Genomic DNA, 22,203 nt, shown 5'->3' with positions numbered 1-22,203 from the left:
GCGGGAGCCCGACCGGTCCCCCGTTCCGGTCGTGCCCCCGCGATGCGTCGAACCTACGTGCCGGGCGCACGGCTTGGGAATCGTGCCGGTGCCCGCTCACGGGGCCGGAGGACTCACCTGTGCACAGGTGAGTCCGGAAGGCCCGATTCCGTCACGGGGAGATCAGGTCGTCGGAGGTCACCGGTCGTCAGATGGGCGAGGACGACCTCGTAGAGGTCACTGCCCGCGGCGAGGAGCTGGCGTTCGAGGACGGGCTCGGCGCTGCGGACGTGTTCGCGCACGGTCTGGGCGTGCACGCCGAGCAGGTGGGCGGCGCGTTCGGAGTTGCCGCCGGCGGCGATCCAGGTGCGCAGGGTACGGCGCAGGTCGCGGCTGCCGAGGTCCAGACGGGCGAGCAGGTCGTGTGCCCAGGCGCGCAGCGCGGGACCGTCGAGCACGTCGTCGAGGCGGTCGGGGGCCGTGGCGGCGCCGGGGTAGCACTCGGCGATGCCGACCTGGGCGTTGAGTGCGAGGTGGACGGTGGCGCGGACGGTGAGGTCGGAGAAGTCCGTGCCGAGGAGGGTCTCGACGCGTTCCATGCGGGCGCGCACGGTGTTGCGGCTGACGCCGAGGACCTTGGCCGCGGCGACGGCCGTGAACTCCAGGCCGAGCCGCGTGGTGGCGAGGAGTTCGGCGCGGGTGTGGTGCGGGAGCGTGTCGAGGGGGCGCAGCAGACGGGTCGTCCAGGCCCGCAGGACGGCGGGGTCCATCAGGCGTTCGGGGTGGGTGCGTTCGGCGTAGACGGCCGTCTTGTCGGGGCGGAAGCGGGCGACGGCGAGGGCGCTCACGGCCTGCCCGTAGGCGGTGGCGGTGTGGGCGAGGCTCTGCGGGGCGCTGCCGCCGAGGAAGGTGTCGGGCTGCCGGTCGCACAGGCCGCGCAGTTCCCTGCCGGCGGTGTCGTGCGGGGTGACGACGATGACGTGGGCGTCCATGGCGGGGCAGCGGACGACCAGGGCGTGGTCGCGGGTGGCGGTCAGGCAGGCCTCGGCGAGGCGGTCGCGGTCCTCGGGGGTGCTCTCGGCGACGTACACGCAGGCGGTGTCGGTGTCGAGGAGGCCGGGCCACAGGCCGGCGGCGACCCGGCGGGCGGCGATGGTGTCCTCGACCATGAGCAGTTGGAGGATGGCCAGGCGCAGGTCGGAGGTGGCGCGGGCGAGGCGGTCCCCGGTGGCGGTGGTGCGCTCGGCGCGCAGCAGGAGTTCGAGGGCGGCCGCGGTGTGGGTGACGACCTCGGAGGCGCGCCGGTCGAAGGGGGCCGTGCGGGAGACGGTGAGGACCCCGGCCCCGGCGGGCGGCGGGAGTTCGACGCGGAGCAGCCGCACGTGGCGGCCGCCGCCCTCCCAGGCGGCCGAGGCGATGCGTCCGGTGACGATGTCGGCCGCCAGGTCCTCTTCGAGGGGGGTGGACGCTCCGGCGAGCGGGGCGCCGGTTCCGTCGCGCAGGGAGACGGTGGCGTCGACGGTGGCGCCGAGCCACTGGACGACCTTGCGGATGTCGCGTCCGGTGGGGCGCAGGTGGTCGAGGAGTTCCTGCGCCCACGACGGCTCGGCGCCGTCCGTCACCCGTGTGTGACGGTTCTCGTCGTCCCGGCCGGCCATGTCGTCGCTCTCCTCGTCCCTCGCGGCCCCGGTCGGGCCGAACCAGTCATATCGGTCGGGGACGTTACCTCACGCGGGCGGCGGGGGCGTCTGTGCTCCGCCCGCTGGGCGTCCGTGCTCCGCCCGCGGGGGCGGGCGGAGCGGCGGAGTCAGTCGGTCGGGGTGGTCCTGCGGATGCCGACGGCGGCGAGGACGGCCCCCGCGACGCACAGCAGGCCGGTCACCACGGCGGCCGCGTGCAGGCCGTTCATGAAGGCCTGGCCGCTGCCCTCCACGACGGCCGCCCTCAGCGGCCCGGGCATGCTGCCGGAGACGGGCGCGACGCCCATGGCGACCGCGTCCTCGGCCTTCCGGAGCCCGGCCGCCGCGGCAGCCGGGACACCCGCGCGGACGAGTTCGTCGCCGAGGGTGGAGCCGACCTCGGCACTGATCACGGAGACCAGGACGGAGGTACCGAGGGCGCCGCCGATCTGCAGCGTGGTGGCCTGCAGTCCGCCGGCCACGCCGCCGTCCCTGACCGGGGCGTTGCCGACGATGGCGTCGGAGGAGGCCGCCAGCACCATGCCGACGCCCAGGCCGAGCGCGACGAACGGCGGCCACATGGTGGCGTAGGAGGAGTCGGTGGACCAGGTGAGCATGCCGAAGCAGGCCGCGCCCTGCAGGACCATGCCCAGCGGCATGCAGAGGCGCGCGCCGAACCGGCCGGTGAGGGCCGCGCCGAGCGGCGAGGCGACGAGCGAGGCGAGGCTGAGCGGGAGGGTGCGGACGCCGGCCTCGACGGGCGAGTAACCGCGCACGTTCTGCAGGTAGAGCATGATGAAGAAGATCGCGCCGAGCATCACGAAGAAGTTGAGCGCGGTGACCAGCGCGCCGACGGTCAGCGTACGGCTGCGGAACAGGCGCATCGGCAGCAGCGGGTGCTCGACGCGGGACTCGTACCAGCCGAAGACGGCGAGGACGGCGAGGCCGGCCAGGAGGGCGGCCCAGGTGCCGCCCGAGGTCCAGCCCCACGTCTCGCCCTTCACGACGCCGAAGACGAGGCTGAGCAGACCGGCCGCGAGCAGGACGACGCCGGGGACGTCGAAGCGGTGGTGTCCGGTGGAGTTCCTCGACTGCGGGAGGACGACGGCGCTGAAGGCGAACGCGACGACACCGATGGGGAGGTTGATGTAGAACACCGACTCCCAGGTGACGTGCTCGACGAGCAGACCGCCGACGATCGGGCCGAGCGCGGTGGAGACGGCGGAGACCATGGCCCAGATGCCGACCGCCATGCCGAACCTCTTCGGCGGGAAGACCGCGCGCAGCAGGCCCAGGGTGTTGGGCATCAGCAGCCCGCCGAAGACGCCCTGCAGGGCCCTGAAGACGATCACGCCGGTGACGGAGCCCGACAGGCCGATGGCGACCGAGGAGAACGCGAAGCCGGCGACGCCGGCCAGGTAGAAGGTGCGCCGGCCGAAGCGGTCGCCGAGCTTGCCGCCCAGGATCAGGGTGGCGGCGAGGGCGAGCAGATAGGAGTTGGTCACCCACTGCAGGTCGGCGGTGGAGGCGTTCAGGTCGCGCCCGATCTCCGGGTTGGCGATGGCGACGACGGACGCGTCGAGCTGCACCATGAACAGGCCGAAGGCGACCGCGCAGAGGGTGAGCCAGGGGTTCGTACGGAAACGGCCGGGGGCCGGGGCCTGCTCCGCGCTGTGCGCGGGCACGCCGGAGTGATCCACGGTCGTGGACGGCATGGAGAAACCTTGTCTGTGTGAACGACTCGACGGACCGGTCCGACACACGGGGTCGGGAAAGCGGTTCGGCGAGGCGGGAGAAGAGGGGGAGAAACGGCGGCGCACGGGACGAACGGCCCCTCGTGGCGCACGGCCGGTGGACGTGAGCGCGCCGGTGCCTGGTCGTCAGTGCGCGGCGGCGTGCAGGTGACGCGAGAGCGACGTGAGCGCGCCCAGCGCGGAGCCGAGGGCGTCCATCTCGCCGTCGGTGAGGGAGAGCAGCGCCTCGTTGAGGAAGGCGGTCTCGAGGTCGCGGACCTCGCCGAGACGCCGGCGCGCGGTGGCCGTCAGGTACAGGTGGGCGACGCGCTTGTCGGTGCTGTCCTGGCGGCGCTCCAGCTCCCCCCGTTCGGTGAGCTGGGAGACGAGGGCGCTGACGTTGTTGGGCTTCATCAGCAGGGCCTCGGCGGCCTCGCGGACGGTGGTGCCCTCCTGCTGCGCGACGAACCTCAGCAGCAGGAGCTGTCCCTCGGGCGGCTTGGGGTGGGGGTAGGCCGACGCGACCCGGCGGTCCAGGGCCCGGTGCAGCGCGGGGAGGCAGACCGCGAGCGCGGAGGCCACGCGGTCGGCGTCCCGGGAGGGCGCGCTGGTGTCGGACATGACCTGCAGCATAGGTATGGAGACATACCTATGTCAAAGGAGGTGAGCGAGCCCACACCGTTCGTGACCGGCTGTCCCAAGAGCCCCGTACCGTACGATGTGGGCGTCCAGCCGGGACGCGACCTCGCAGGTCAGCGGCCCCTTCGCAGTCGACCGGAAGAGCGCCTGCCGTGGCCAACCTACGCGCCGCACAGAAGGAGATGACCCGCCGGCTGCTGCTGTCGACGGCAGTGGGGCTGTTCGAGGCACGGGGTTACGCGGGGACGACGGTCGACGACATCGCCAAGGCCGCGGGCACCACACGGGTCACGTTCTACGCCTACTTCCCGTCACGGGCGGCGTTGATGAAAGCGCTGGTCGCCGAGGCCGACGCGCTGCTGGAGCACGGCACGGAGTCGGCGGGCGCCGGAGCACGGGATCTCGCGGCGGTGGTGCGCGAGGGCCGCCGGGAAGGCTTCGAGGCCTGGCTGCGGGACAGCTCACGCCAGTGGCCCCGGCTGCGCCCGTACGTCCTGGCCGCGCACGAGGCGGCCGTGGTGGAGCCGGAGCTGCGCGACCTGGTCGACCACTGGTTCGACGCGGTCGTGGCCGACATCGTGACCGGCCTGGAGCAGGCCGGGCGTTTCGACCCGGCCTCCCGGCGCCTGCGCGGCTTCCTGGCACTGACCCAGCTCGACCAGCTCTCGCGACGCTGGATGCGTCACGGGTGGGAGACGGACCCCGTGACGGCCCTGGGACTGCTCGCCGACAGTTGGGCGCACCTCCTGGGGGAAACCGGGGGCACGAACCCCGCCGAGCCGGAGGAACCCTGACCGCACCCGCCGCGCCGCCGCCCTCCCCGTCGGGCCTGCCGCGACACCGCCCTCGCCCCGCCGGGCCTGCCGCGTCGCCAAACCCCCCGCCCCCTCGCCCCCACCGCCTCGCCGACCCTCGCCCCGCCGGGCCTGCCCCGCCACCGACCCCGCCCCGTCGGGCCTGCCGCGTCGCCGAACTCCCCGCCCCCTCGCCCCACCGCCTCGCCGACCCTCGCCCCGCCACCGGCCTGCTCTTTCACACCTGCCGCGTCGCCAACCTCCCCGCCCCCTCGCGCCCACCACGCCGTCGACCTCGCCCCGTTCGGCTGCCCCGCCGCCGGCCCCGCCCCGTCGGCTGCCGCGCCGCCCGGCCCCGCTCCCCCACATATGCCGCGTCGCCAACCTCCCCGCCCCCTCGCGCCCGGCGCGCCGCCGACCCCCGCCCCCTCGCGCCCGCCGCGCCACCAACCCCGCGCCGCAGACCCCGACCCGCCGCGTCGCCGACCTCACCCCGTCGCGCCCGCCGCGCCACCAACCCCGCGCCACCAATCTCGCGCCGCCGCCCCGCCGGCCCCTCCCCCGTCGCGCCACCGGCCCCGCCCCATCGCTCCTTCCGCACGGCCGGCCTACGGGCCTGTGCCGCGCGCCCCCGCGCCACGGCATAAGCTCGGCGGATGGCGAAGTACTACGACGTGCACCCCGAGAACCCCCAGCCGCGCACCATCGCCCAGGTCGCGGCCGCCATCCGGGACGACGCACTCATCGCATACCCGACGGACTCCTGCTACGCGCTGGGCTGCCGGATCGGCAGCCGGGACGGCGTCGACCGGATCCGGTCCATCCGGGAGCTGGATTCCCGGCACCACTTCACCCTCGTCTGCCAGGACTTCGCGCAGCTCGGGCAGTTCGTGCGGGTGGACAACGACGTGTTCCGCGCGATCAAGGCGTCGACGCCCGGCAGCTACACCTTCATCCTCCCGGCGACGAGGGAGGTGCCGCGCATGCTCCAGCACCCGAAGAAGAAGACGGTGGGCGTGCGCATCCCGGACCACGTCGTCACCCAGGCCCTGCTCGCCGAACTCGGTGAACCGCTGCTGTCCAGCACCCTGTTGCTGCCCGGCGAGGAGGAGCCGATGACCCAGGGCTGGGAGATCAAGGACCGGCTCGACCACGCGGTGGACGGGGTGCTCGACTCCGGGGACTGCGGGACCGAGCCGACGACGGTCGTCGACTTCTCGGGCGGCGAGGCGGAGATCGTGCGGCACGGGGCGGGCGACCCCTCCCGCTTCGAGTAGAGGGACGGTCGCCTCGCGTAGAAGGACGGGGCCTCGGGTAAAGGGACGGTTTCGCGGGGCGGGGCGCCTCCCGGCCGGTTGGATGGTGCATGCAACGATGGCCGCGGCCGGCCCGGCCCCGCCGGGCGGGCCCCGCTGCTCGCCCCGTGAACCGCAGAGAGGCACCCCCATGACGTCCGTACAGGGAACCGCCGTGGACGTCCCCACCGAGGACGGTGTCGCGGACGCCTATCTCGCTCGTCCCGGCGACGGGTCACCCCGTCCCGGTGTGCTGCTGTACCAGGACGCCTTCGGGTTGCGTCCGCATCTGCGGGCGATGGCCGACCGGCTCGCCGGGGCCGGCTACACGGTGCTGGTGCCCAACGTGTTCTACCGTCACGGGCGCGCGCCGGTCGTGGAGCTGCCGGAGTTCATCGATCCCTCCGCGCGCCCGCGCATCTTCGAGAAGCTGCGCCCGGTCATGCGGTCCCTGACCGACGACCTGGCCATGCGGGACGCCGGGGCCTTTCTGCGCCGGCTGGACGAGAGTCCGCTCGTCGCGGACGGCCCGGTCGCGATCACCGGTTACTGCATGGGAGCCCGGCTCGCCCTGCTGACCGCGGGCGCCCACCCGGACCGGGTCGCGGCGGTGGGCGGCTTCCACGGCGGGCAGCTCGCGACGGACGCGCCGGACAGCCCGCACCTGGTGGCCGACCGCATCAGGGCCGAGCTGTACTTCGGCCACGCGGACGACGACCCGTCCCTGCCGCCCCAGCAGATCGAGCGCCTGGAGGAGGCGCTGACCGCGGCCGGCGTCCGCCACCGCTGCGAGGTCTACGAGGGCGCCCACCACGGCTTCACCCAGGCCGACACCGCCGCGTACCACGAGGGAGCCGCGGAGCGGCACTGGGCGGCGCTGCTGGATCTGCTGAAGCGCACCTTCTGACAGCGACCCGGGGCGCCCGCGGCGAGCCCGCCGCGGGCGTTTTCCTTGCCACAGTTATTGACATGCCCACACCTCGATGCCACTTTGAGAGCGCTCTCAACAAGGTACGGACCAACCCCACAGGCCTACCAGCACGGAGGTGGAGAGTGCTCCGCACACTCAGGTCCCGACTGGCGGCAGCGGCGGGAGCCGCGGCTCTGGTCGGCACGCTGCTCACCCTTGGACCCCCGGCCCAGGCCGCGGTCCCCGACACCATCCCACTGAAGATCACCAACAACTCGGGCCGCGGCGAGCCCCTGTACGTCTACAACCTCGGCACCCTCCTGACAACCGGTCAGCAGGGCTGGGCGGACGCGAACGGCACGTTCCACGCGTGGCCCGCGGGCGGCAACCCGCCGACGCCGGCGCCCGACGCCTCGATCCCGGGACCGGCCGCCGGCCAGTCCACGACCATCCGCATCCCCAAGTTCTCCGGCCGCATCTACTTCTCGTACGGGCAGAAGCTGGTGTTCCGGCTGACCACCGGCGGGCTGGTGCAGCCGGCCGTGCAGAACCCGAGCGACCCGAACCGCAACATCCTCTTCAACTGGTCGGAGTACACGCTCAACAACTCCGGGCTCTGGCTCAACAGCACGCAGGTCGACATGTTCTCGGCGCCGTACGCGGTCGGCGTCCAGCGCTCCGACGGGAGCACCATCAGCACCGGGCGCCTGAAGCCGGGCGGCTACAACGGCTTCTTCAACGCCCTGCGCGGACAGCCCGGCGGCTGGGCCAACCTGATCCAGACCCGCCCCGACGGCACCGTCCTCAGGGCACTCTCCCCGCTCTACGGCGTGGAGACCGGGGCCCTGCCGAGGTCGGTGATGGACGACTACATCAACCGCGTCTGGCAGAAGTACGCCACGACGACCCTGACGGTGACCCCGTTCGCCCACCAGCCGGGCACCAAGTACTACGGCCGGGTCTCGGGCGGCGTCATGAACTTCACCAACGGCGCCGGCGCGGTCGTCACCAGCTTCCAGAAGCCGGACGCCGACAGCGTCTTCGGCTGCCACCGGCTGCTGGACGCGCCCAACGACGCGGTGCGCGGGCCGATATCCCGCACCCTGTGCGCGGGCTTCAACCGGTCGACGCTCCTGGTGAACCCCAACCAGCCGGACACCACCTCGGCCAACTTCTACCAGGACGTGGTGACCAACCACTACGCCCGTAAGATCCACGCGCAGATGGCCGACGGCAAGGCCTACGCGTTCGCCTTCGACGACGTCGGCCACCACGAGTCGCTCGTGCACGACGGCGCTCCGCGGCAGGCGTACCTGACGCTCGACCCGCTGAACTGAGAAACGTCGACGTCCCGCTCGCGGTGGGAGCCCGCCCGCGGGACGTCGACCCTCGATGGACGGCCGGCCGGCCGCCAAGGCGGCGTCCTCCTCGGCGGCTCGGAGGGTCGTCGCCGGTCCGAGGGCACCCGCAACGGCTCTCCGGATCATTGCTACGGTTCACCGGTGTCTGACTCCTCACGCGATACCGCCGAAGGCGCCGGCTGGGGCGACGCCGGCCGAGGTGTGTACCAGCAGCTCATGCCGGGCGACGGCAAGAAGATCTCCTGGCTCGACCCGAGGATGCTGTGGGCGGCGCGCAACGGTGTGCTGGCGTCGTGGTTCGGGGATCCCACCGGCCATACGCGCGCCCGCTGGGTGGCGCAGCGGGAGGCGGCCGGGGCACCCGCCGACAAGGTCGTCCGGCGCACGGACCCGGACCGCTTCTCCTTCCTGGTCATCGGTGACACCGGTGAGGGCGACGATCCCCAGTACGCCGTCGTGCCGGGCTTTCTGAAGGTGGGTCAGGACACCCGGTTCGCCGTCCTGGCCAGTGACGTGATCTATCCCGTCGGCAGCGCGGACGACTACGACGGCAAGTTCTTCCGGCCGTACCGGGACTACCAGGGGCCGATCTACGCGATACCCGGCAACCACGACTGGTACGAGGACCTCGGCGGGTTCATGCGCGTCTTCTGCGACGACGCCCCGCCGCTGCCCGCCGAGCCCGCCCCGCGCCCGCTGACCCGCGCCTGGCTGCGCTCGCTGCTGTGGCACCGCCCCCGCCCGGCGGACGGCCGACGCCTCGACGAGGCACGGGCGTTGCGGGCGGCGCCGGCACAACAGGCCGTGCAGCCGGGCCCTTACTGGGCGATCGACTCCGGGCCCGTGCGGATCATAGGCATCGACACCGGCCTGCTGGGCACGCTGGACGCCGAACAGGGCGCGTGGCTGCGCGAGGTGTCGCAGGGGCCGCGCCCGAAGATCCTGATCACCGGCTCCCCGCTGTACGTGGACGGCGAGCACCACCCGTGTGCCATCGAGGGCGGCGGCACGGTCGACGAGATCGTGCGCGACCCGGAGCACCACTACGTCGCGGCGATCGGCGGCGACATCCACAACTACCAGCGGTATCCGGTGCGTCTGTCCGACGGCCGCACCCTGCAGTACGTCGTCGCGGGCGGCGGCGGCGCGTTCATGCACGCCACGCACACCATCGCGCGCGTCGACGTCGCCGGCGTGACCGAGGCGGACTTCCGCTGCTACCCGCTGCGCGGCGACTCCCTCGCCTTCTACAGCCGGCTGTACGGCCGCCGGCTGCGGATGCGCCGCTTCTTCACGCTCACCGAGGCCGAGGCGACGGCCGTGATCGCCGAGCGCCTGGGCATCCCGCCGACCCGGACGCCGGGCGGGGAGGTCCGGCTCACCCGGCGGATCCGGCTGGTCGCCAGTCTGCTGGGGGCCGGCCGCCGGCCCGACCGCAGCGCGCGGTTCCGTCTGCCCGTGCGCAAGATCTACACGTCGCTGTTCTCGCCGAGCTCGGCGACGTACAGTCCGCCGTTCTTCAAGTGCTTCCTGCGCCTGGACGTGAGCCCGGAGGCCGTCCGGCTGCGCTGCTACGCGGCCACCGGCAACCGCGCGCAGGAGCTGGACCCGCCCGTCGAGGACGAGGTCACCATCCCCCTGGTCTGAGCACCGGCGCCCCGCGACCGGAGGAAGGCGGGACACGGGCCGCCGGACCCCGCGGGAGCCCAGCGCGGCGAACCGACCGAGGCCGTGGTCGCGCGGACGAACGCCCGTGACCGGCGCACGTGGTCCACGGCGCACGTGCGTCGGTCGTGTTCCTGCCCCGTGCGTCCGTCGTGCTCCCGTGGGGGGGGGCGGCCGCCCGTCATCCGTGCGGCGCCCGCCTCATTGCCGGTGCCGCCCGGGCGGCCGCCTCACCAGCGCCCTGGCTCGGTCCCGGTCACCGGCTCGGACGGCTTGCCGTCCACGCCCACCGGCACGTCGCCCGCGAGCATCACCCGGTGCATGGTGCGGGGGAAGCCGAGGTGGGCGTTGTCGCCGGGGGCGAGGTGGATCGTGGCCCGGTTGTCCCAGAAGGCGACGCTGCCCGGCTCCCAGCGGAAGCGGACGGTGTACTCGGTCCGGGTGGCCTGGTCGAGGAGCATGTCGAGGACCGCCGCGCTCTCCGCGCGGGAGAGGCCGACGATCTGCTCGACGTAGTAGCCGTTGACGTACAGCACCCGCTCCCCCGTCTCCGGGTGGACCCGCACCAGCGGGTGCACGGAGGCGACCTGGTGGTCGAGGAGATGGCGCACGTAGGCGTCGTCACCGGGGCGGGACTGGTAGCCGACGCCCAGGCGGTGCTCGGCGCGCAGACCGTCCACGAACCGCCGTACGGGGGCGGACAGGCCGGCGTACGCGGCCGCCAGGTTGGACCAGGTGGTGTCGCCGCCGTAGGGCGGTACCGTCTCGGCGCGCAGGACGGTGGCGGCCGGCGGGTCGATACGGGCGCCGTGGTCGCAGTGCCAGCCGCGCTGCAGGGTGTGCCGGCGGCGGCGGAGCCACTCGTCGTGTTCCATGCCGAACCGGCCGCCGAGCTCCAGCCGGTCGGCGGTGGTCTCGATCTCGGGCACGTCGGCCGGGGAGGCACCGCCGCGCTTGCGCAGGACGACCGGCTCGCCGAACCGCCGGGCGAACGCCACGTGTCCGGCATGGTCGAGGCGCTGCCCGCGGAAGAACACCACCTTCCAGCGCAGGACCGCCGCCCTGATCGCGGAGACCTGGGCTTCGTCGAGGCTCCCGGCCAGGTCGACGCCCGTGATCTCGGCGCCGATGTGCCCGGCGACCGGGTTCACCTCGATGCCGGCCTCCCGCGCGGTCCGCTCGACCCGCCCGTCGAGGTCCGTGGTCCGGCTGTCCGTCGTCATACGCGCTCCGCTCGTCGTCGGGTACGGCTCCTGGAAGATCGTGACAGCGAATCGGCTCCGCGGCGACAGGGCCTCGGGATTCAGCGCCTGGGACCGCGGCGGCCCGCGGGGCGGTCCCGGCGCCGTCCTGCGCGCGGTTCACGGCCCGCTGCGGCACCGTACACCTAACTCGTTAAAGGTGAAGGGATGCACGACCCTTGACACGGCCGGGACCCGGTTCCCATCATCTGGGGCGTCGCCCTGAACTAACACGAGTTAGGCATGCTGATGACCGACTCGCACCTCTCCCGCCGCGCGCTGCTGCGGTACGGCGCCTACGGTGCCGGCGCCGCGGCGCTGACCGGCACCGCCGCGAGCTGGGACCGGCTCACCGGAGCCGACATCCCCGGCCGCGACGACGGCTCCCTCGTCGTGGCCACCCTCGGACCGGCGTACGGCCCGGAAGCGGTCCGCACGCTCACCGAGGGCTTCCGTGAGCTGCACCCCGACATCAAGCTCCGGATCAACGCCGTGCAGGCCGTCGACTGGTCGGACTTCTTCGCGAAGATCCTCACCCAGATCGCGGCGGGCACCGCGCCCGACCTGGTCTACGTCGCCACCGAGGGCGTCCAGCTGTTCGCGCGGCGCCTCGGGGTCGCACTGGACGCCTGGGTGAAGCGGGACGCGGCCGAACTGCGCGAGTACTTCGCCGACGTCCACCCCTCCCTGGTGGAGTCGATGATGTACGAGGGGAGCCTCTACCAGCTCCCGGTCGAGTTCAACGCGGCCGACATGTACCTCAACAACGAGGTGCTGCGGCGGGCGGGCGCGGACTTCCCTGCGCCCGACTGGACGCGCGACGACTTCACCGCGCTGCTGCGGGACATGAAGAACTCCAGCGGCGCCCGGTTCACGCCGTACTTCTGGACCAACCGGCTGTGGGGCGGCGTGGTGCCCTGGCTGTTCGCCAACGACACCAACCTGCTCGCCGAGTCCAAGGCGCCGGGCGGCGCCTGGCTGTGGGACACCTTCTATCCGGCCGCCGAGCGGCAGGGGCGCGGCGGCGGCTTCCGGTGGACGACCCCGCAGGCCACCGACGCGCGCGTGGAGGAGGCCTACGACTATCTCGCCTCCCTCGTCCAGGAAGGGCTGTGCACGCGCCCCGAGGGCGGCAACGGGCAGAACCTGATCGGCGTGTTCTCCACCGGCCGGGTCGGGGTCACGCCCGCGGGCGGCTTCTGGGCGGGCGGCCTGCACCTGGCGGGCATGCGCGCCGACGGCTTCGACGTGCAGTACTTCCCGTGCCGGCACACCCAGCGCATGCAGTTCGGCGCCGCCGGTTACGCGCTGCTGCGCACGTCGAAGCGGCAGGAGGAGGCCTGGGAGTTCATCAAGTACGCCGCCCGCCGGGACACCCTGACGCGACTGTTCAGGACCAACCAGACCACCCCCGCGCGCCGCTCGATGCTGACCGCCGACCGCTATCGGGAGACCGGCCCGGACCACTGGCAGGTCTTCTACGACACCCTCGACAAGTTCCCCGACACCGGGCCGATCCCGGCGCCGCCGCAGGTCGCCGAGGTCGAGCAGGTGCTGCTCAAGCACACCGGTACCGCGCTGGCCTCCCGGCGCGCGGTGGCCCCCGCGCTGCGCCGGATGCAGGGCGACCTGGAGAAGGCCATGGAGCGTGACGTATGACGAACACCCACATACCCGTCCGGCCGCAGCGGCCGGCCGCGCCACCGGCCCCCGCGCCCCGGCTCTCGGCCCGGGACCGTGGCACCCGGCTGCTGGCCACGCTGTTCCTGGCGCCCACGATCGTCGGCATCGCCGTCTTCACGGTCGTCCCGATCATCGGCTCGGTGGCTCTCAGTCTGTTCCACTGGAACGTCATCGACGACCCCCGCTTCGCCGGGGCCGCCAACTACCGTGAGGTCTTCACCGATGCGACGGTGCTGGTCTCCTTCCGCAACACGCTGGTCTTCATGGTGTTCGCGGTCGCGCTGCAACTGCTGGTCGCCCTAGTGCTGGCCCTGGCGGTGAACGGGCGGATGCCGGTGTGGCTGCGCTCGGTGTTCCGGTCGGCGTTCTTCTTCCCGCTGGTGCTGTCCGCGGCATCCGTCTCGGTGGTGATGAAGTACCTGTTCAACCAGGACTTCGGAGTCGTGAACTGGCTGCTCGGACTCGTCGGCGTCGCTTCGGTGCCCTGGCTGACGTCCGAGAACGCGGCGATGGCCACGGTGGTCCTGGTCTATGTCTGGCAGCAGTTCGGGTTTTCGTTCCTGCTGTTCGTCGGGGGCCTGAACAACATCCCCAAGGAGGTCCACGAGGCCGCCGCGCTCGACGGCGCCACCGGACCGCGCAAGCACCTGAGCATCACCCTGCCGCTGCTGTCGCCCACGCTGCTGGTCGCGTCGGTCGTGGGCATCATCAACGCCCTCCAGGTCTTCGAGCAGCCGTACGTCCTCACCGACGGCGGGCCCGGCGACGCCACCCGGACCGTCGTGATGGTCATCTACGAGAGCGCCTTCGAGCAGCTCCGGTTCGGTGAGGCCTCCGCGGTGGGTGTGCTGCTGTTCGTGCTGATCATGGCGGTCACCGCCCTCCAGTTCCGGCTCAGCCGGCGTTTCGTCCACTACCAGTGAGCCGGTGAGTTCCATGAGCCAAGCAACCCTGTCCACGAGCCGTACCCGGCACGCGCTCGGACCGTGGGCCCGGATCGCCGGGCTGACCGTGTGCGCGCTGCTCACCCTGGGCCCGGTCGTCTGGACCGTCTCCACCTCGCTGCGCACGCCGGCCGAGGCATTCGACCTGCCCCCGAGGATCATCCCGACGGACCCGTCCGTGGAGGCGTACCGCGGGGTCTTCGACCAGATCGACGTATGGCTGCTCGCCCTCAACTCCACGCTGGTGACCGCGTTGATCGCGGTGGGCCAGATGGTCACGGCCGGTCTCGCCGGGTACGCCTTCGCACGCCTCGAGTTCCGGTTCAAGAAGCCGCTGTTCGGGCTGGTCCTGGCGACCATGATGGTGCCGTTGCAGGTCACCGTCGTGCCGGTGTTCCTGGTGCTGAAGTCGATGGGTCTGACCGACACCCTGCTCGGTCTGATCGTCCCTGCGTTCCCGACCGCCTTCGGGACCTTCCTGATGCGCCAGTACTTCCTGGGCATGCCCAGGGACCTGGGCGAGGCGGCGATGCTGGACGGCTGCGGGCCCTGGCGGATCTTCCGGTCCGTGTACGCCCCGCTGGCCGCGCCGGGCCTGGCGATCGTCGGTGTGCTGGCCTTCAACTACCACTGGAACGAGTTCTTCCGCCCGCTGATCCTCGAGACGTCCGGCCAGAACTACACGCTGCCGCTGGGTCTGGTCTCCCTCCAGGGCAACCTGGGCACCGGCTCCATCTCGGTGGTGCTCGCCGGAGTCGTCCTCTCCATGATCCCCGCCGTCGCCGTGTTCGTCGTCGGTCAGCGCCCTCTGCGTGAGGGCATCACGTCCGCAGGAGTCAACCGTTGAGCCTCACCGCTCAGTCCCCGGACTTCGGCGCCCCGCGCTTCCGGGTCCGTCCGCCCGCCCACTGGATCAACGACCCCAACGGGCCCTTCCGCTGGCGGGACCGGTACCACCTCTTCTACCAGCACAACCCCGCCGCCCCGGTGCACACGAACGTCCACTGGGGCCACGCCTCCAGCGCCGACCTCGTCGAGTGGGAGCACCATCCGATCGCGCTCACCCCGACGCCCGGCGGCCCGGACGAGGCGGGCTGCTGGTCGGGGTGCGTGGTCGACGACGACGGCGTACCGACCGCGGTGTACACGGGCGTCGACCGCCACCACACCGGCCTCGGCACGATCTGCCTGGCGCGGGCGCTCGTCCCGGAGGACGAGACGCTCACCGAGTGGACGCAGCTTCCGGCGCCGGTCGTGACCGGCCCGCCCGCCGGCCTGGACGTGGTCATGTTCCGCGACCCGTTCGTGTTCAGGAGCGGTGGGCGCAGATGGGCACTGGTCGGCGCGGGGCACGCCGACGGAAGGCCGTCGGTCCTGCTGTACGACTGCGACGACCTGACCGACTGGCGGTTCGCCGGGGTGTTCCTCGACGGCGCCGACCCGGTGGCGGCGGATGCCTTCGGCGACAAGGCGGTGGGCTGGGAGTGCCCGCAGCTGTACGCGACGGCGGGCGGCGACTGGGTGCTGGTGTTGTCGCTCTGGGACGGGAACCCCTGCCACACCGGCTATCTGACGGGGCGCCTGACCTCCTCTGAAACAAGCAAGTTGTGTTTCGCCCCGCGCGCCGGCGGGCGGCTCGACCACGGCCGTGACTTCTACGCCCCCGCCGTGCTCCAGGAGCCGGACCGGGCGTTGATGTGGGGCTGGTCGTGGGAGGCCCGCGACCGGGAGGAGGTCGAGCGTGTGGGCTGGGCCGGGGTCCTGACCGGACCGAGGGTCGTGGACGCGCACCCGGACGGCACCCTGCGGGTCGTACCGGCGCCGGAGCTCGAACTGCTGCGTGCGGCCGAGCCGTTCGTCGTCGCACCGGGCCGGGGTGGCCGGCTGCCGGAGGCGTACGACCTGACCGTCACCGCGTCGGGCCGCACCACGGTGCGGCTGCTCCGGTCGGCCTCGGGCGCGGAGCTGACGGTCGTGCTGGACCCGGAGGAGGGCACCGTGACGCTCGACCGGGGTGACTGGCCCAGGACAGGGCCCGAGGGGTCGGCGCCGATCGTCGTGCGGGCGCCGGCCGACCAGGTGCGGATCCTGGTCGACGGCTCGCTCCTCGAGCTCTTCGCCGGCACGCGGGCGATGGTCACCGAGCGGGTCTACCGGCGACCGGACGACGTGCCCGAGCTCCTCGTGACGGGCTCCGGGGCCACGGTCACCGGCTGGGAGCTGGTCCCACCGACGCACGGCTGATCACCGGACAGGCCAGGCGCTGCACCGTCGCGGGCGGCGTCCTGCCGGTGTCGATGGCGTCGAGGAGGAGGCGCGCGGCGGCGTCGCCCATCGCCCGGTGCGGCAACGCGACGGTGGTGAGCGGCGGGGTGAGGAACTCGGCCATGTGTTCCTGGTCGTCGTAGCCGACCACCGACAGTTCGCCGGGGACGGCGACGCCGAGCCGGGTCGCGGCGTGCAGCACGCCCGCCGCGACCCGGTCGTTGTAGCTGAAGATCCCGGTGGGGCGCCGGTCGGCGGGGACGCCGTCCAGGACGCGCATCGCGCCCTCGTACCCGCCGGCGATCTCGCCGCCGCTGCGGACGACCCACTCCCTGGGGACCGTGATCCCCTCGGCGCGCAGCGCGTCGCGGAAGCCGCGCAGGCGGTCGACGGAGGCGATGTCGTCCTGCCCGCCCACCACGGCCACCCTGCGGTGCCCCTCCTCCAGCAGCAGCCGGGCCGCCGTACGGCCCCCGGCGCGCTCGGCGGGGACGACGGCGGGCAGGGACCCGTCCTCCGGCAGGCAGTTGGCGAGCACGGAATGGGTGCGGTGCAGCCCTTCGGGAACGCGGACGCGGCGCAGCGACATGGCGGCGTAGATGATGCCGTCCACGCGGCGGTCGAGGAGTTCGGCGACCGCCGCGTCCTCCTTCGCGGGGTCTCCCCCGGAGTCGACGGTCAGGACGAGGTGGTCGCTGCTCCAGGCGGTCTCCATGGCGCCGCGCAGCAGCCTGCCGGCGAACGGCGACGACGCGATCTCGTCGGTGACCAGCCCGATGACGGCCGTGCGGCGGCGGCGCAGACCGCGGGCGACGGGGTCGGGGCGGTAGCCGAGGCGGGCGGCGGCCTCGCGGATGCGTTCCTGGGTGGCGGGCGAGAGGTTGCCCTCGGCACGGCCGTTGAAGACGAAGGAGACCGCGGTGTGCGACACACCGGCAAGGCGGGCGACGTCCCGTGAGGTGGGACGCGCGCCCGACGCCGTTCCCCTGCCCTCGGCGCTGTCCATTCCGTCCGCTGCCTTCATTCCCCACCCGCCCGGTTGATCAACCTCACCCTATCCGTGAGCCTGGGGGGACGACACAGGCGAGGGGAAGGCCCGAAAGTGATCGACATCCCGGTGCGCACACTCAACGACGGCACACGGCTCCCGGCCGCCGGCCTGGGGACCTGGCCGATGGACGACGCCCAGGCGGAGGAGGCGGTGGCCGGGGCGCTGGGCCTGGGCTACCGCCTGATCGACACGGCGACGAACTACCACAACGAGACCGGCGTCGGCCGCGGGGTGGCCCGTGCCGGTGTCCCCCGCGAGGAGATCGTCGTCACCACGAAGCTGCCGGGCCGCCACCATGGCTACGAGAAGACCCTCGCCTCCTTCGAGGAGTCCCGCCGCCGCCTCGGCCTCGAGTACGTCGACCTGTACCTGATCCACTGGCCCCTCCCCCGCGTCGGCAGGTACGTCGACTCCTGGCGAGCCATGATCAAGCTGCGCGAGGACGGCCTGATCCGCTCGATCGGCGTCTCCAACTTCACCGCCGAGCACATCGACCGGCTGGAGAAGGAGACCGGCGTCCTGCCGTCCGTCAACCAGATCGAACTGCACCCGCTCCTGCCCCAGGACGAACTGCGCGCCTACCACGAGGCCAAGGGCATCGTCACGGAGAGCTGGAGCCCGCTGGGCCGCGGCTCGTCCCTCCTGCGGGACCCGGCCCTGGTCACGGTCGCGGAGGCCCACGGGGTGACCCCGGCCCAGGCCGTCCTGCGCTGGCACGTCCAGCTCGGCGCGGTCCCGATCCCGAAGTCGTCCGATCCCGAGCGGCAGCGGGCGAACCTCGACGTGTTCGGTTTTGAGCTGGGGCCGGAGGAGATGACGGCGATCGGGGACCGCGAGCGGCGGCGGCTGGGCGGGGATCCGGAGGTGCACGAGGAGTTCTGAGGCGGCGGGGGCGCGTCGGCGGCCGGTGCCCGCGTGACCGTCCGCCGGGACGTCGGCCGCGTCGGCTGCATCGGCGGCATCGGCCGCGTTGGGCGCGCCACCTGGTCGGGTACCCGAGGGCTCTCGGGAAGGAGACACCGGTGGGTGAGCGGGAGCGGCTGAGCGAGTACCGCCGGAAGCGGGACTTCCGGCACACCGGTGAACCGCAGGGGCGGCCGGCGGCGGCCGGGGACGAGCCCCGGTTCGTCGTGCAGGTCCATGACGCGAGCACGTTGCACTTCGACTTCCGACTGCAGGTGGGCGACGTGCTCAAGTCGTGGTCGGTCCCGAAGGGCCCCTCGGCCCGGCCCGCGGACAAGCGGCTGGCCGTGCCGACGGAGGACCACCCGCTGGAGTACGAGGAGTTCGAGGGGGTCGTCCCTCAGGGGGAGTACGGGGGCGGGACCGTCATCGTGTGGGACCGCGGGACGTACGAGCCGTTGAGTCACGACGCCAAGGGGAGGCCGGTCGACTTCGGGGAGGCGCTGGAGCGGGGGCACGTCTCGTTCCGGCTGCACGGGACGAAGCTGCGCGGTACGTACGCGCTCACCCGGTTCCGGGGCGAGGAGGCGTGGCTGCTGGTGAAGTCGGGCGGCGGACGGGGGCACGGCGCTCCGGACCCGCGCCGGGCGCGTTCGGTGACCAGTGGGCGGACGCTCGCCCAGGTGGCCGCCGGGGAGTGAGCGGCGGGACGTGGGCGACGGTGACGGGTCCGCTCGACTCGTCGTACGAGACGCCCTCGCCGGAGCCGCCTGCCGAGTGGACCGGGGGCGGGCGAGCGGGTGAGCCACTGGTGCTCGCCCGCTCTGTCGCCGCCGGTGCCCACCGCTGTCAGCGCGGCTGCCGCTTGCCGTGGTAGCGCTGGGCGAGCCGGGCGAGGGCGACCGCACCGAGCAGCAGTCCGAAGTCACGCAGCGCGATGTCGTAGTGGCCGGGGATGGTCAGCAGGTCGACGATGATGCCGGCGAGCCATCCGGCCACCAGCCAGGCCCCGAAACGCGGGGTGAGGGCGACGGCGAGGCCCGCGACGATCTCGATGACACCGACGGCGTACATGGCCGCCTGGGCGTTGCCGGGCACGACGTCGTCGATCCACGGCGCGAGGTAGACGGGCCAGTCCACGAGCAGGTTGGCGAACTTGTCCAGCCCGAACAGGATCGGCGCCACGGTGAACCCGGTGCGCAGGATGACGAACGCCTGGTAGCCGGGGTCCTTGAGCGCGGTCCGCCCGGGGGTGGCTGACGTGCTGTTTGTGGTTGCGGAGGACATGACGCGCTCCTTCTATCGACAACTTTCACTAACGATAGAAGCGCGCGAACCTTCTTTAGTCAATGGCCGTGTGTTTTACACTGGTGTTCGTGGATCACCCGGAAGAAGCACCCCACCCCGACGTCTCCGCCGTCGCCGCCCTGGACGAGCCGACCCGCAGGAGGCTGTACGACCACGTGGTGCGCCGGCCGGCACCGGTCAGCCGCGACGAAGCGGCCCATGCGCTCGGGCTGGCGCGCCAGACCGCGGCCTTCCACCTGGACCGTCTCGCCGACGAAGCACTCCTGGACGTCGTCTACGAACGGCGCAGCGGCCGCACCGGTCCGGGAGCCGGCAGGCCCGCCAAGCTCTACAAGCGCTCCGCCCGACAGGTCACCGTCAACCTGCCCGAACGGCACTACGAGCTGGCCGGGCGGCTCCTCGCCCAGGCCATGGAGGAATCGGAAGCCACCGGTGAACCGGTGCGCGCCGTCCTGCACAGAAAGGCCCACGCTCTCGGCGTCCAGCTCGCCGGGCAGGGCGGCACGGACGTGTTCGGGCTTCTGGAGCACCACGGTTTCGAGCCCCGACTCGAGGATGACGCGATCGTGCTGGGCAACTGCCCCTTCCACGCGCTCGCCCGCGAGCACACGCAGACCGTCTGCGGCATGAACCTGCACCTGCTCCGCGGCGTCCTCGCAGGGTTCGACGAAGACAGCCTCCTGGCGTGCCTGGCCCCGAGTCCCGGCCACTGCTGCGTCCGCCTGGAGCCGGTTTCGTCCCCGCCCGAAACAGCGCGCGCCTGACGCACGACGGCCTCCTCGCCCGGGTGACCCGTCGTCGGTGCGGGCACCCTCCCCCCAGCCCGTCACCATGCCCGTCACCGCGCTCACCCGCGCGCCCACAGCCTTCGTCCCGCCGCATCGACCGCGGCGGGACGGGGGCCGGCGGCCCTGGGACGGCTGTCAGGAGCGGTGGGCGCGCAGCACTTCCAGGGCCCGGTCGGCGTGGGTGTTCATGCGCAGTTCGCTGCGGACGACCTCCAGGACGGTGCGGTCCTGACCGATGACGAAGGTGACCCGCTTGGTGGGGGCGAGGGAGAAGCCCCGCTTCACGCCGAACCGTTCCCGGACCGCGCCGTCGGGGTCGGACAGCAGCGGCATGCCGAGGGTGTGCCGTCCGGCGAACTCCCGCTGCCGGTCGACGGGGTCGCCGCTGATGCCGACGGGGCGCGCGCCCACGGCGGCGAACTCCGCGGCCAGGTCGCGGAAGTGGCAGGCCTCCGCGGTGCAGCCGGCGGTGAGGGCGGCGGGGTAGAAGAAGAGCACCACCGGGCCGTCGGAGAGCAGTTCGGTGAGGCGGCGTGTCGTCCCGGTCTCGTCCGGCAGCGCGAAGTCCTCGACCACGTCACCGGTCCGCGGCGCCTTGCTCATGAGCGTCCCTCCGTGTCCTCGGCGATCCCGCCGCGCCGGGCGGCCCCGGCGACGCTGCGGGCCCACAGCACGAGGGGGACCTGCAGCGGCAGCCGGCCGAACGCGGCGGCCTTGAGCGGGGCGGGCCGGTGCCGCCAGTCCAGCGCCATCTGGACGTTGGCGGGGAAGACGCCGACGAAGAACGCGCCCGTGGCGAGGGCGGCCGCCTTCCGGGTCCGCGGCAGCGCCACGCCCGCCGCCAGCGCCAGCTCGGCGACGCCACTGGCGTACGTCCAGGTCCGGGGTGAGCCCGGCAGGGCGCGGGGGATGATCGCGTCGAAGGTGCGCGGCGCGGCGAAGTGGGCGACACCCATACCGGCCAGCAGGCCGGCGAGCAGCAGGGGTGAGCGTTCAGACCGGGGCACGGTTCCTCCTCTGACGGCCTGACGCGCGATCCTACTGGAGGGTAGGGAGTGCTCCCGCGGCCGGGGCTGCCAACTCGCCGTACCGTTACGGGCGGTGACGCCTCAGGGTGCGGGCGGGCCGGAGAGGCCTGGCCCGTCGTCCCGGCCACGGCGCAGGTGTGCGCCCGGCGTGTATCCGAAGGAGCGGCGGAACACGTCGATGAACGCGCTCGCGGAGGACCAGCCGCAGCGATGGGCGACCGTCGTGACCGGTGTGCCGTCGGCCAGCAGGCGCAGGGCGTGGTAGAGGCGGGACTGGGTGCGCCACTGGGGGAAGGTCATGCCGAACTCGCGCCGGAAGAGGCGGCTGAGGGTGCGTTCGCCGGCTCCGGTCTCGGCGCCCAGCGCGGCGAGGGTGCGCCGGTCGGCCGGGTCGGCGTGGACGAGGGCGCACACCGCGGCCAGGCGGGGGTCGGCGGGGGTGGGCAGCCGCATCGGCTGCTGCGGTGAGGCGCGCAACTGGTCGCGCAGGACGGCGAGGAGGCGTGCGCGTTCGGGGCTCGTGTCCCCGGGGGTGCGGGTGTAGGCGAGGATCAGCTCGCGCAGGAGGGGTCTGACCGCGAGGGTGGTGGGGGCGTCCAGACCGGGCGGGTTGTCGTCGGCGGGCAGTCCGACGAGGTGCAGGTCGAGGTGGCCGTACGCGCGGTGGGCGTGCACCGTTCCGGCGGGCACCCACAGGGCGCGGGTGCCGGGCGCGAACCACGTGCCGGCGTCGGTGGTGACGGCCAGGACGCCGGAACCCGCGTACACGATCTGGTGGTCGTCGTGCCGGTGGGCGTCGATGCGCTGCCCGGCGGCGAGGACCTGGGTGCGGGTGGGCGCCTCCGGGGTGTGGCGGACCTGCGACGGGTGGCGGGTGTGCGACACAAGGCGGCAGATTATCGGAAGCGCGACAGACTCCGTCGCCGCGACGATCGCC

General features: G+C 72.9%; 21 protein-coding genes. 12 read left to right on the top strand and 9 right to left on the bottom strand.

The genetic code is table 11. The features are described from left to right. Positions 1-113: 113 nt before the first annotated feature. The 3 genes from ACIHAR_RS33805 to ACIHAR_RS33795 all read right to left on the bottom strand — a co-directional run bounded on the left by ACIHAR_RS33805 (position 114) and on the right by ACIHAR_RS33795 (position 4,012). Positions 114-1,637, bottom strand: coding sequence for a helix-turn-helix domain-containing protein (locus tag ACIHAR_RS33805; protein ID WP_365465272.1), 1,524 nt, complete (start codon positions 1,635-1,637; stop codon positions 114-116). 149 nt (positions 1,638-1,786) lie between these two features. Continuing rightward, the gene (locus ACIHAR_RS33800) at positions 1,787-3,373 is read right to left on the bottom strand and encodes an MFS transporter (RefSeq protein WP_400023043.1); all 1,587 of its coding nucleotides are present in this window, start codon (positions 3,371-3,373) and stop codon (positions 1,787-1,789) included. A gap of 165 nt (positions 3,374-3,538) precedes the next feature. Beyond that, complete coding sequence (locus ACIHAR_RS33795; RefSeq protein WP_365465266.1) at positions 3,539-4,012, bottom strand: MarR family winged helix-turn-helix transcriptional regulator; 474 nt, start codon at positions 4,010-4,012, stop codon at positions 3,539-3,541. A 170-nt stretch (positions 4,013-4,182) separates the two neighbouring features. Here ACIHAR_RS33795 and ACIHAR_RS33790 point away from each other — a divergent pair, with 170 nt between their 5' ends. The 5 genes from ACIHAR_RS33790 (at position 4,183) to ACIHAR_RS33770 (ending at position 10,037) form a co-directional block, all read left to right on the top strand. Next, a complete protein-coding gene (locus ACIHAR_RS33790; RefSeq protein WP_400023041.1) occupies positions 4,183-4,824 on the top strand; it encodes a TetR/AcrR family transcriptional regulator in 642 nt (213 codons plus the stop codon). Between the two features lie 656 nt (positions 4,825-5,480). Continuing rightward, a complete protein-coding gene (locus tag ACIHAR_RS33785; RefSeq protein ID WP_365471253.1) occupies positions 5,481-6,101 on the top strand; it encodes an L-threonylcarbamoyladenylate synthase in 621 nt (206 codons plus the stop codon). 169 nt (positions 6,102-6,270) lie between these two features. After that, positions 6,271-7,026: a dienelactone hydrolase family protein gene (locus ACIHAR_RS33780; RefSeq protein WP_400023040.1), complete on the top strand. Its 756-nt coding sequence runs from the start codon at positions 6,271-6,273 to the stop codon at positions 7,024-7,026. A gap of 146 nt (positions 7,027-7,172) precedes the next feature. Then, positions 7,173-8,366, top strand: a complete 1,194-nt coding sequence (locus ACIHAR_RS33775; RefSeq protein WP_365471259.1) for a glycoside hydrolase family 64 protein — start codon at positions 7,173-7,175, stop codon at positions 8,364-8,366. Positions 8,367-8,531: 165 nt separating this feature from the next. Then, positions 8,532-10,037 (top strand): metallophosphoesterase family protein, encoded by a 1,506-nt coding sequence (locus tag ACIHAR_RS33770; protein WP_400023038.1) that lies wholly within the window; start codon positions 8,532-8,534, stop codon positions 10,035-10,037. Between the two features lie 248 nt (positions 10,038-10,285). Here the strand turns inward: ACIHAR_RS33770 and ACIHAR_RS33765 are convergent, their stop codons facing one another. Further along, complete coding sequence (locus ACIHAR_RS33765; RefSeq protein ID WP_400023037.1) at positions 10,286-11,278, bottom strand: TauD/TfdA dioxygenase family protein; 993 nt, start codon at positions 11,276-11,278, stop codon at positions 10,286-10,288. 267 nt (positions 11,279-11,545) lie between these two features. Here ACIHAR_RS33765 and ACIHAR_RS33760 point away from each other — a divergent pair, with 267 nt between their 5' ends. From ACIHAR_RS33760 to ACIHAR_RS33745, 4 genes are read left to right on the top strand one after another with little or no spacing between them, the layout of a single operon-like run. Continuing rightward, positions 11,546-12,955, top strand: a complete 1,410-nt coding sequence (locus ACIHAR_RS33760) for an extracellular solute-binding protein (RefSeq protein ID WP_400023116.1) — start codon at positions 11,546-11,548, stop codon at positions 12,953-12,955. Further along, entirely contained in the window at positions 12,952-13,902 is a 951-nt protein-coding gene (locus tag ACIHAR_RS33755) for a carbohydrate ABC transporter permease (RefSeq protein ID WP_400023036.1), read from the top strand. Before ACIHAR_RS33760 ends, ACIHAR_RS33755 begins: the two co-directional genes overlap by 4 nt. Positions 13,903-13,915: 13 nt before the next feature. After that, positions 13,916-14,770 carry a carbohydrate ABC transporter permease gene (locus tag ACIHAR_RS33750; RefSeq protein ID WP_365471271.1) on the top strand — a complete coding sequence of 285 codons (855 nt, stop codon included), beginning with the start codon at positions 13,916-13,918 and terminating at the stop codon, positions 14,768-14,770. Continuing rightward, positions 14,767-16,167 carry a glycoside hydrolase family 32 protein gene (locus tag ACIHAR_RS33745; RefSeq protein WP_400023035.1) on the top strand — a complete coding sequence of 467 codons (1,401 nt, stop codon included), beginning with the start codon at positions 14,767-14,769 and terminating at the stop codon, positions 16,165-16,167. Before ACIHAR_RS33750 ends, ACIHAR_RS33745 begins: the two co-directional genes overlap by 4 nt. Here the strand turns inward: ACIHAR_RS33745 and ACIHAR_RS33740 are convergent. Then, positions 16,130-17,194 (bottom strand): LacI family DNA-binding transcriptional regulator, encoded by a 1,065-nt coding sequence (locus ACIHAR_RS33740; RefSeq protein ID WP_388751334.1) that lies wholly within the window; start codon positions 17,192-17,194, stop codon positions 16,130-16,132. The genes ACIHAR_RS33745 and ACIHAR_RS33740 overlap by 38 nt on opposite strands. Before the next feature lie 96 nt (positions 17,195-17,290). On the opposite strand from ACIHAR_RS33740, the gene ACIHAR_RS33735 reads away from it, so the two are divergent. Together ACIHAR_RS33735 and ACIHAR_RS33730 are read left to right on the top strand one after the other, a co-directional pair. Continuing rightward, positions 17,291-18,121, top strand: a complete 831-nt coding sequence (locus ACIHAR_RS33735) for an aldo/keto reductase (RefSeq protein WP_365471280.1) — start codon at positions 17,291-17,293, stop codon at positions 18,119-18,121. 140 nt (positions 18,122-18,261) lie between these two features. Continuing rightward, complete coding sequence (locus ACIHAR_RS33730) at positions 18,262-18,843, top strand: DNA polymerase ligase N-terminal domain-containing protein (protein ID WP_400023034.1); 582 nt, start codon at positions 18,262-18,264, stop codon at positions 18,841-18,843. Positions 18,844-18,991: 148 nt separating this feature from the next. On the opposite strand, the gene ACIHAR_RS33725 is transcribed toward ACIHAR_RS33730, so the two are convergent. Then, positions 18,992-19,429: a hypothetical protein gene (locus ACIHAR_RS33725; RefSeq protein ID WP_400023032.1), complete on the bottom strand. Its 438-nt coding sequence runs from the start codon at positions 19,427-19,429 to the stop codon at positions 18,992-18,994. A gap of 83 nt (positions 19,430-19,512) precedes the next feature. Between ACIHAR_RS33725 and ACIHAR_RS33720 the strand changes: the two genes are divergently transcribed. Then, the gene (locus ACIHAR_RS33720; protein ID WP_400023115.1) at positions 19,513-20,214 is read left to right on the top strand and encodes a helix-turn-helix transcriptional regulator; all 702 of its coding nucleotides are present in this window, start codon (positions 19,513-19,515) and stop codon (positions 20,212-20,214) included. 159 nt (positions 20,215-20,373) lie between these two features. Here the strand turns inward: ACIHAR_RS33720 and ACIHAR_RS33715 are convergent, their stop codons facing one another. The 3 genes from ACIHAR_RS33715 to ACIHAR_RS33705 form a co-directional block, all read right to left on the bottom strand. Beyond that, positions 20,374-20,841 carry a peroxiredoxin gene (locus tag ACIHAR_RS33715; protein ID WP_365471292.1) on the bottom strand — a complete coding sequence of 156 codons (468 nt, stop codon included), beginning with the start codon at positions 20,839-20,841 and terminating at the stop codon, positions 20,374-20,376. Next, complete coding sequence (locus ACIHAR_RS33710) at positions 20,838-21,245, bottom strand: hypothetical protein (RefSeq protein WP_365471295.1); 408 nt, start codon at positions 21,243-21,245, stop codon at positions 20,838-20,840. The genes ACIHAR_RS33715 and ACIHAR_RS33710 overlap by 4 nt, the downstream gene beginning before the upstream one ends. A 102-nt stretch (positions 21,246-21,347) precedes the next feature. After that, on the bottom strand, positions 21,348-22,199 hold the full coding sequence (locus ACIHAR_RS33705; RefSeq protein WP_400023114.1) for an AraC family transcriptional regulator: 852 nt from the start codon (positions 22,197-22,199) through the stop codon (positions 21,348-21,350). Positions 22,200-22,203: the final 4 nt, after the last annotated feature.

Source organism: Streptomyces sp. NPDC052016, assembly GCF_044548445.1.
In the GTDB taxonomy this organism is placed as follows: Bacteria; Actinomycetota; Actinomycetes; order Streptomycetales; family Streptomycetaceae; genus Streptomyces.
Note: the sequence above shows the minus strand (reverse complement) of the source record. Positions and strands in the feature narration are given on the sequence as shown.

Bases quoted from the DNA above. Each gene is read 5' to 3' on its own strand.
- ACIHAR_RS33800 (WP_400023043.1), bottom strand. From the start codon at position 3,373: ATGCCGTCCACGACCGTGGATCACTCCGGCGTGCCCGCGCACAGCGCG.
- ACIHAR_RS33795 (WP_365465266.1), bottom strand. From the start codon at position 4,012: ATGTCCGACACCAGCGCGCCCTCCCGGGACGCCGACCGCGTGGCCTCC.
- ACIHAR_RS33750 (WP_365471271.1), top strand. From the start codon at position 13,916: ATGAGCCAAGCAACCCTGTCCACGAGCCGTACCCGGCACGCGCTCGGA.
- ACIHAR_RS33755 (WP_400023036.1), top strand. From the start codon at position 12,952: ATGACGAACACCCACATACCCGTCCGGCCGCAGCGGCCGGCCGCGCCA.
- ACIHAR_RS33805 (WP_365465272.1), bottom strand. From the start codon at position 1,637: ATGGCCGGCCGGGACGACGAGAACCGTCACACACGGGTGACGGACGGC.
- ACIHAR_RS33715 (WP_365471292.1), bottom strand. From the start codon at position 20,841: ATGAGCAAGGCGCCGCGGACCGGTGACGTGGTCGAGGACTTCGCGCTG.
- ACIHAR_RS33785 (WP_365471253.1), top strand. From the start codon at position 5,481: ATGGCGAAGTACTACGACGTGCACCCCGAGAACCCCCAGCCGCGCACC.
- ACIHAR_RS33765 (WP_400023037.1), bottom strand. From the start codon at position 11,278: ATGACGACGGACAGCCGGACCACGGACCTCGACGGGCGGGTCGAGCGG.
- ACIHAR_RS33740 (WP_388751334.1), bottom strand. From the start codon at position 17,194: ATGGACAGCGCCGAGGGCAGGGGAACGGCGTCGGGCGCGCGTCCCACC.
- ACIHAR_RS33725 (WP_400023032.1), bottom strand. From the start codon at position 19,429: ATGTCCTCCGCAACCACAAACAGCACGTCAGCCACCCCCGGGCGGACC.
- ACIHAR_RS33780 (WP_400023040.1), top strand. From the start codon at position 6,271: ATGACGTCCGTACAGGGAACCGCCGTGGACGTCCCCACCGAGGACGGT.
- ACIHAR_RS33760 (WP_400023116.1), top strand. From the start codon at position 11,546: ATGACCGACTCGCACCTCTCCCGCCGCGCGCTGCTGCGGTACGGCGCC.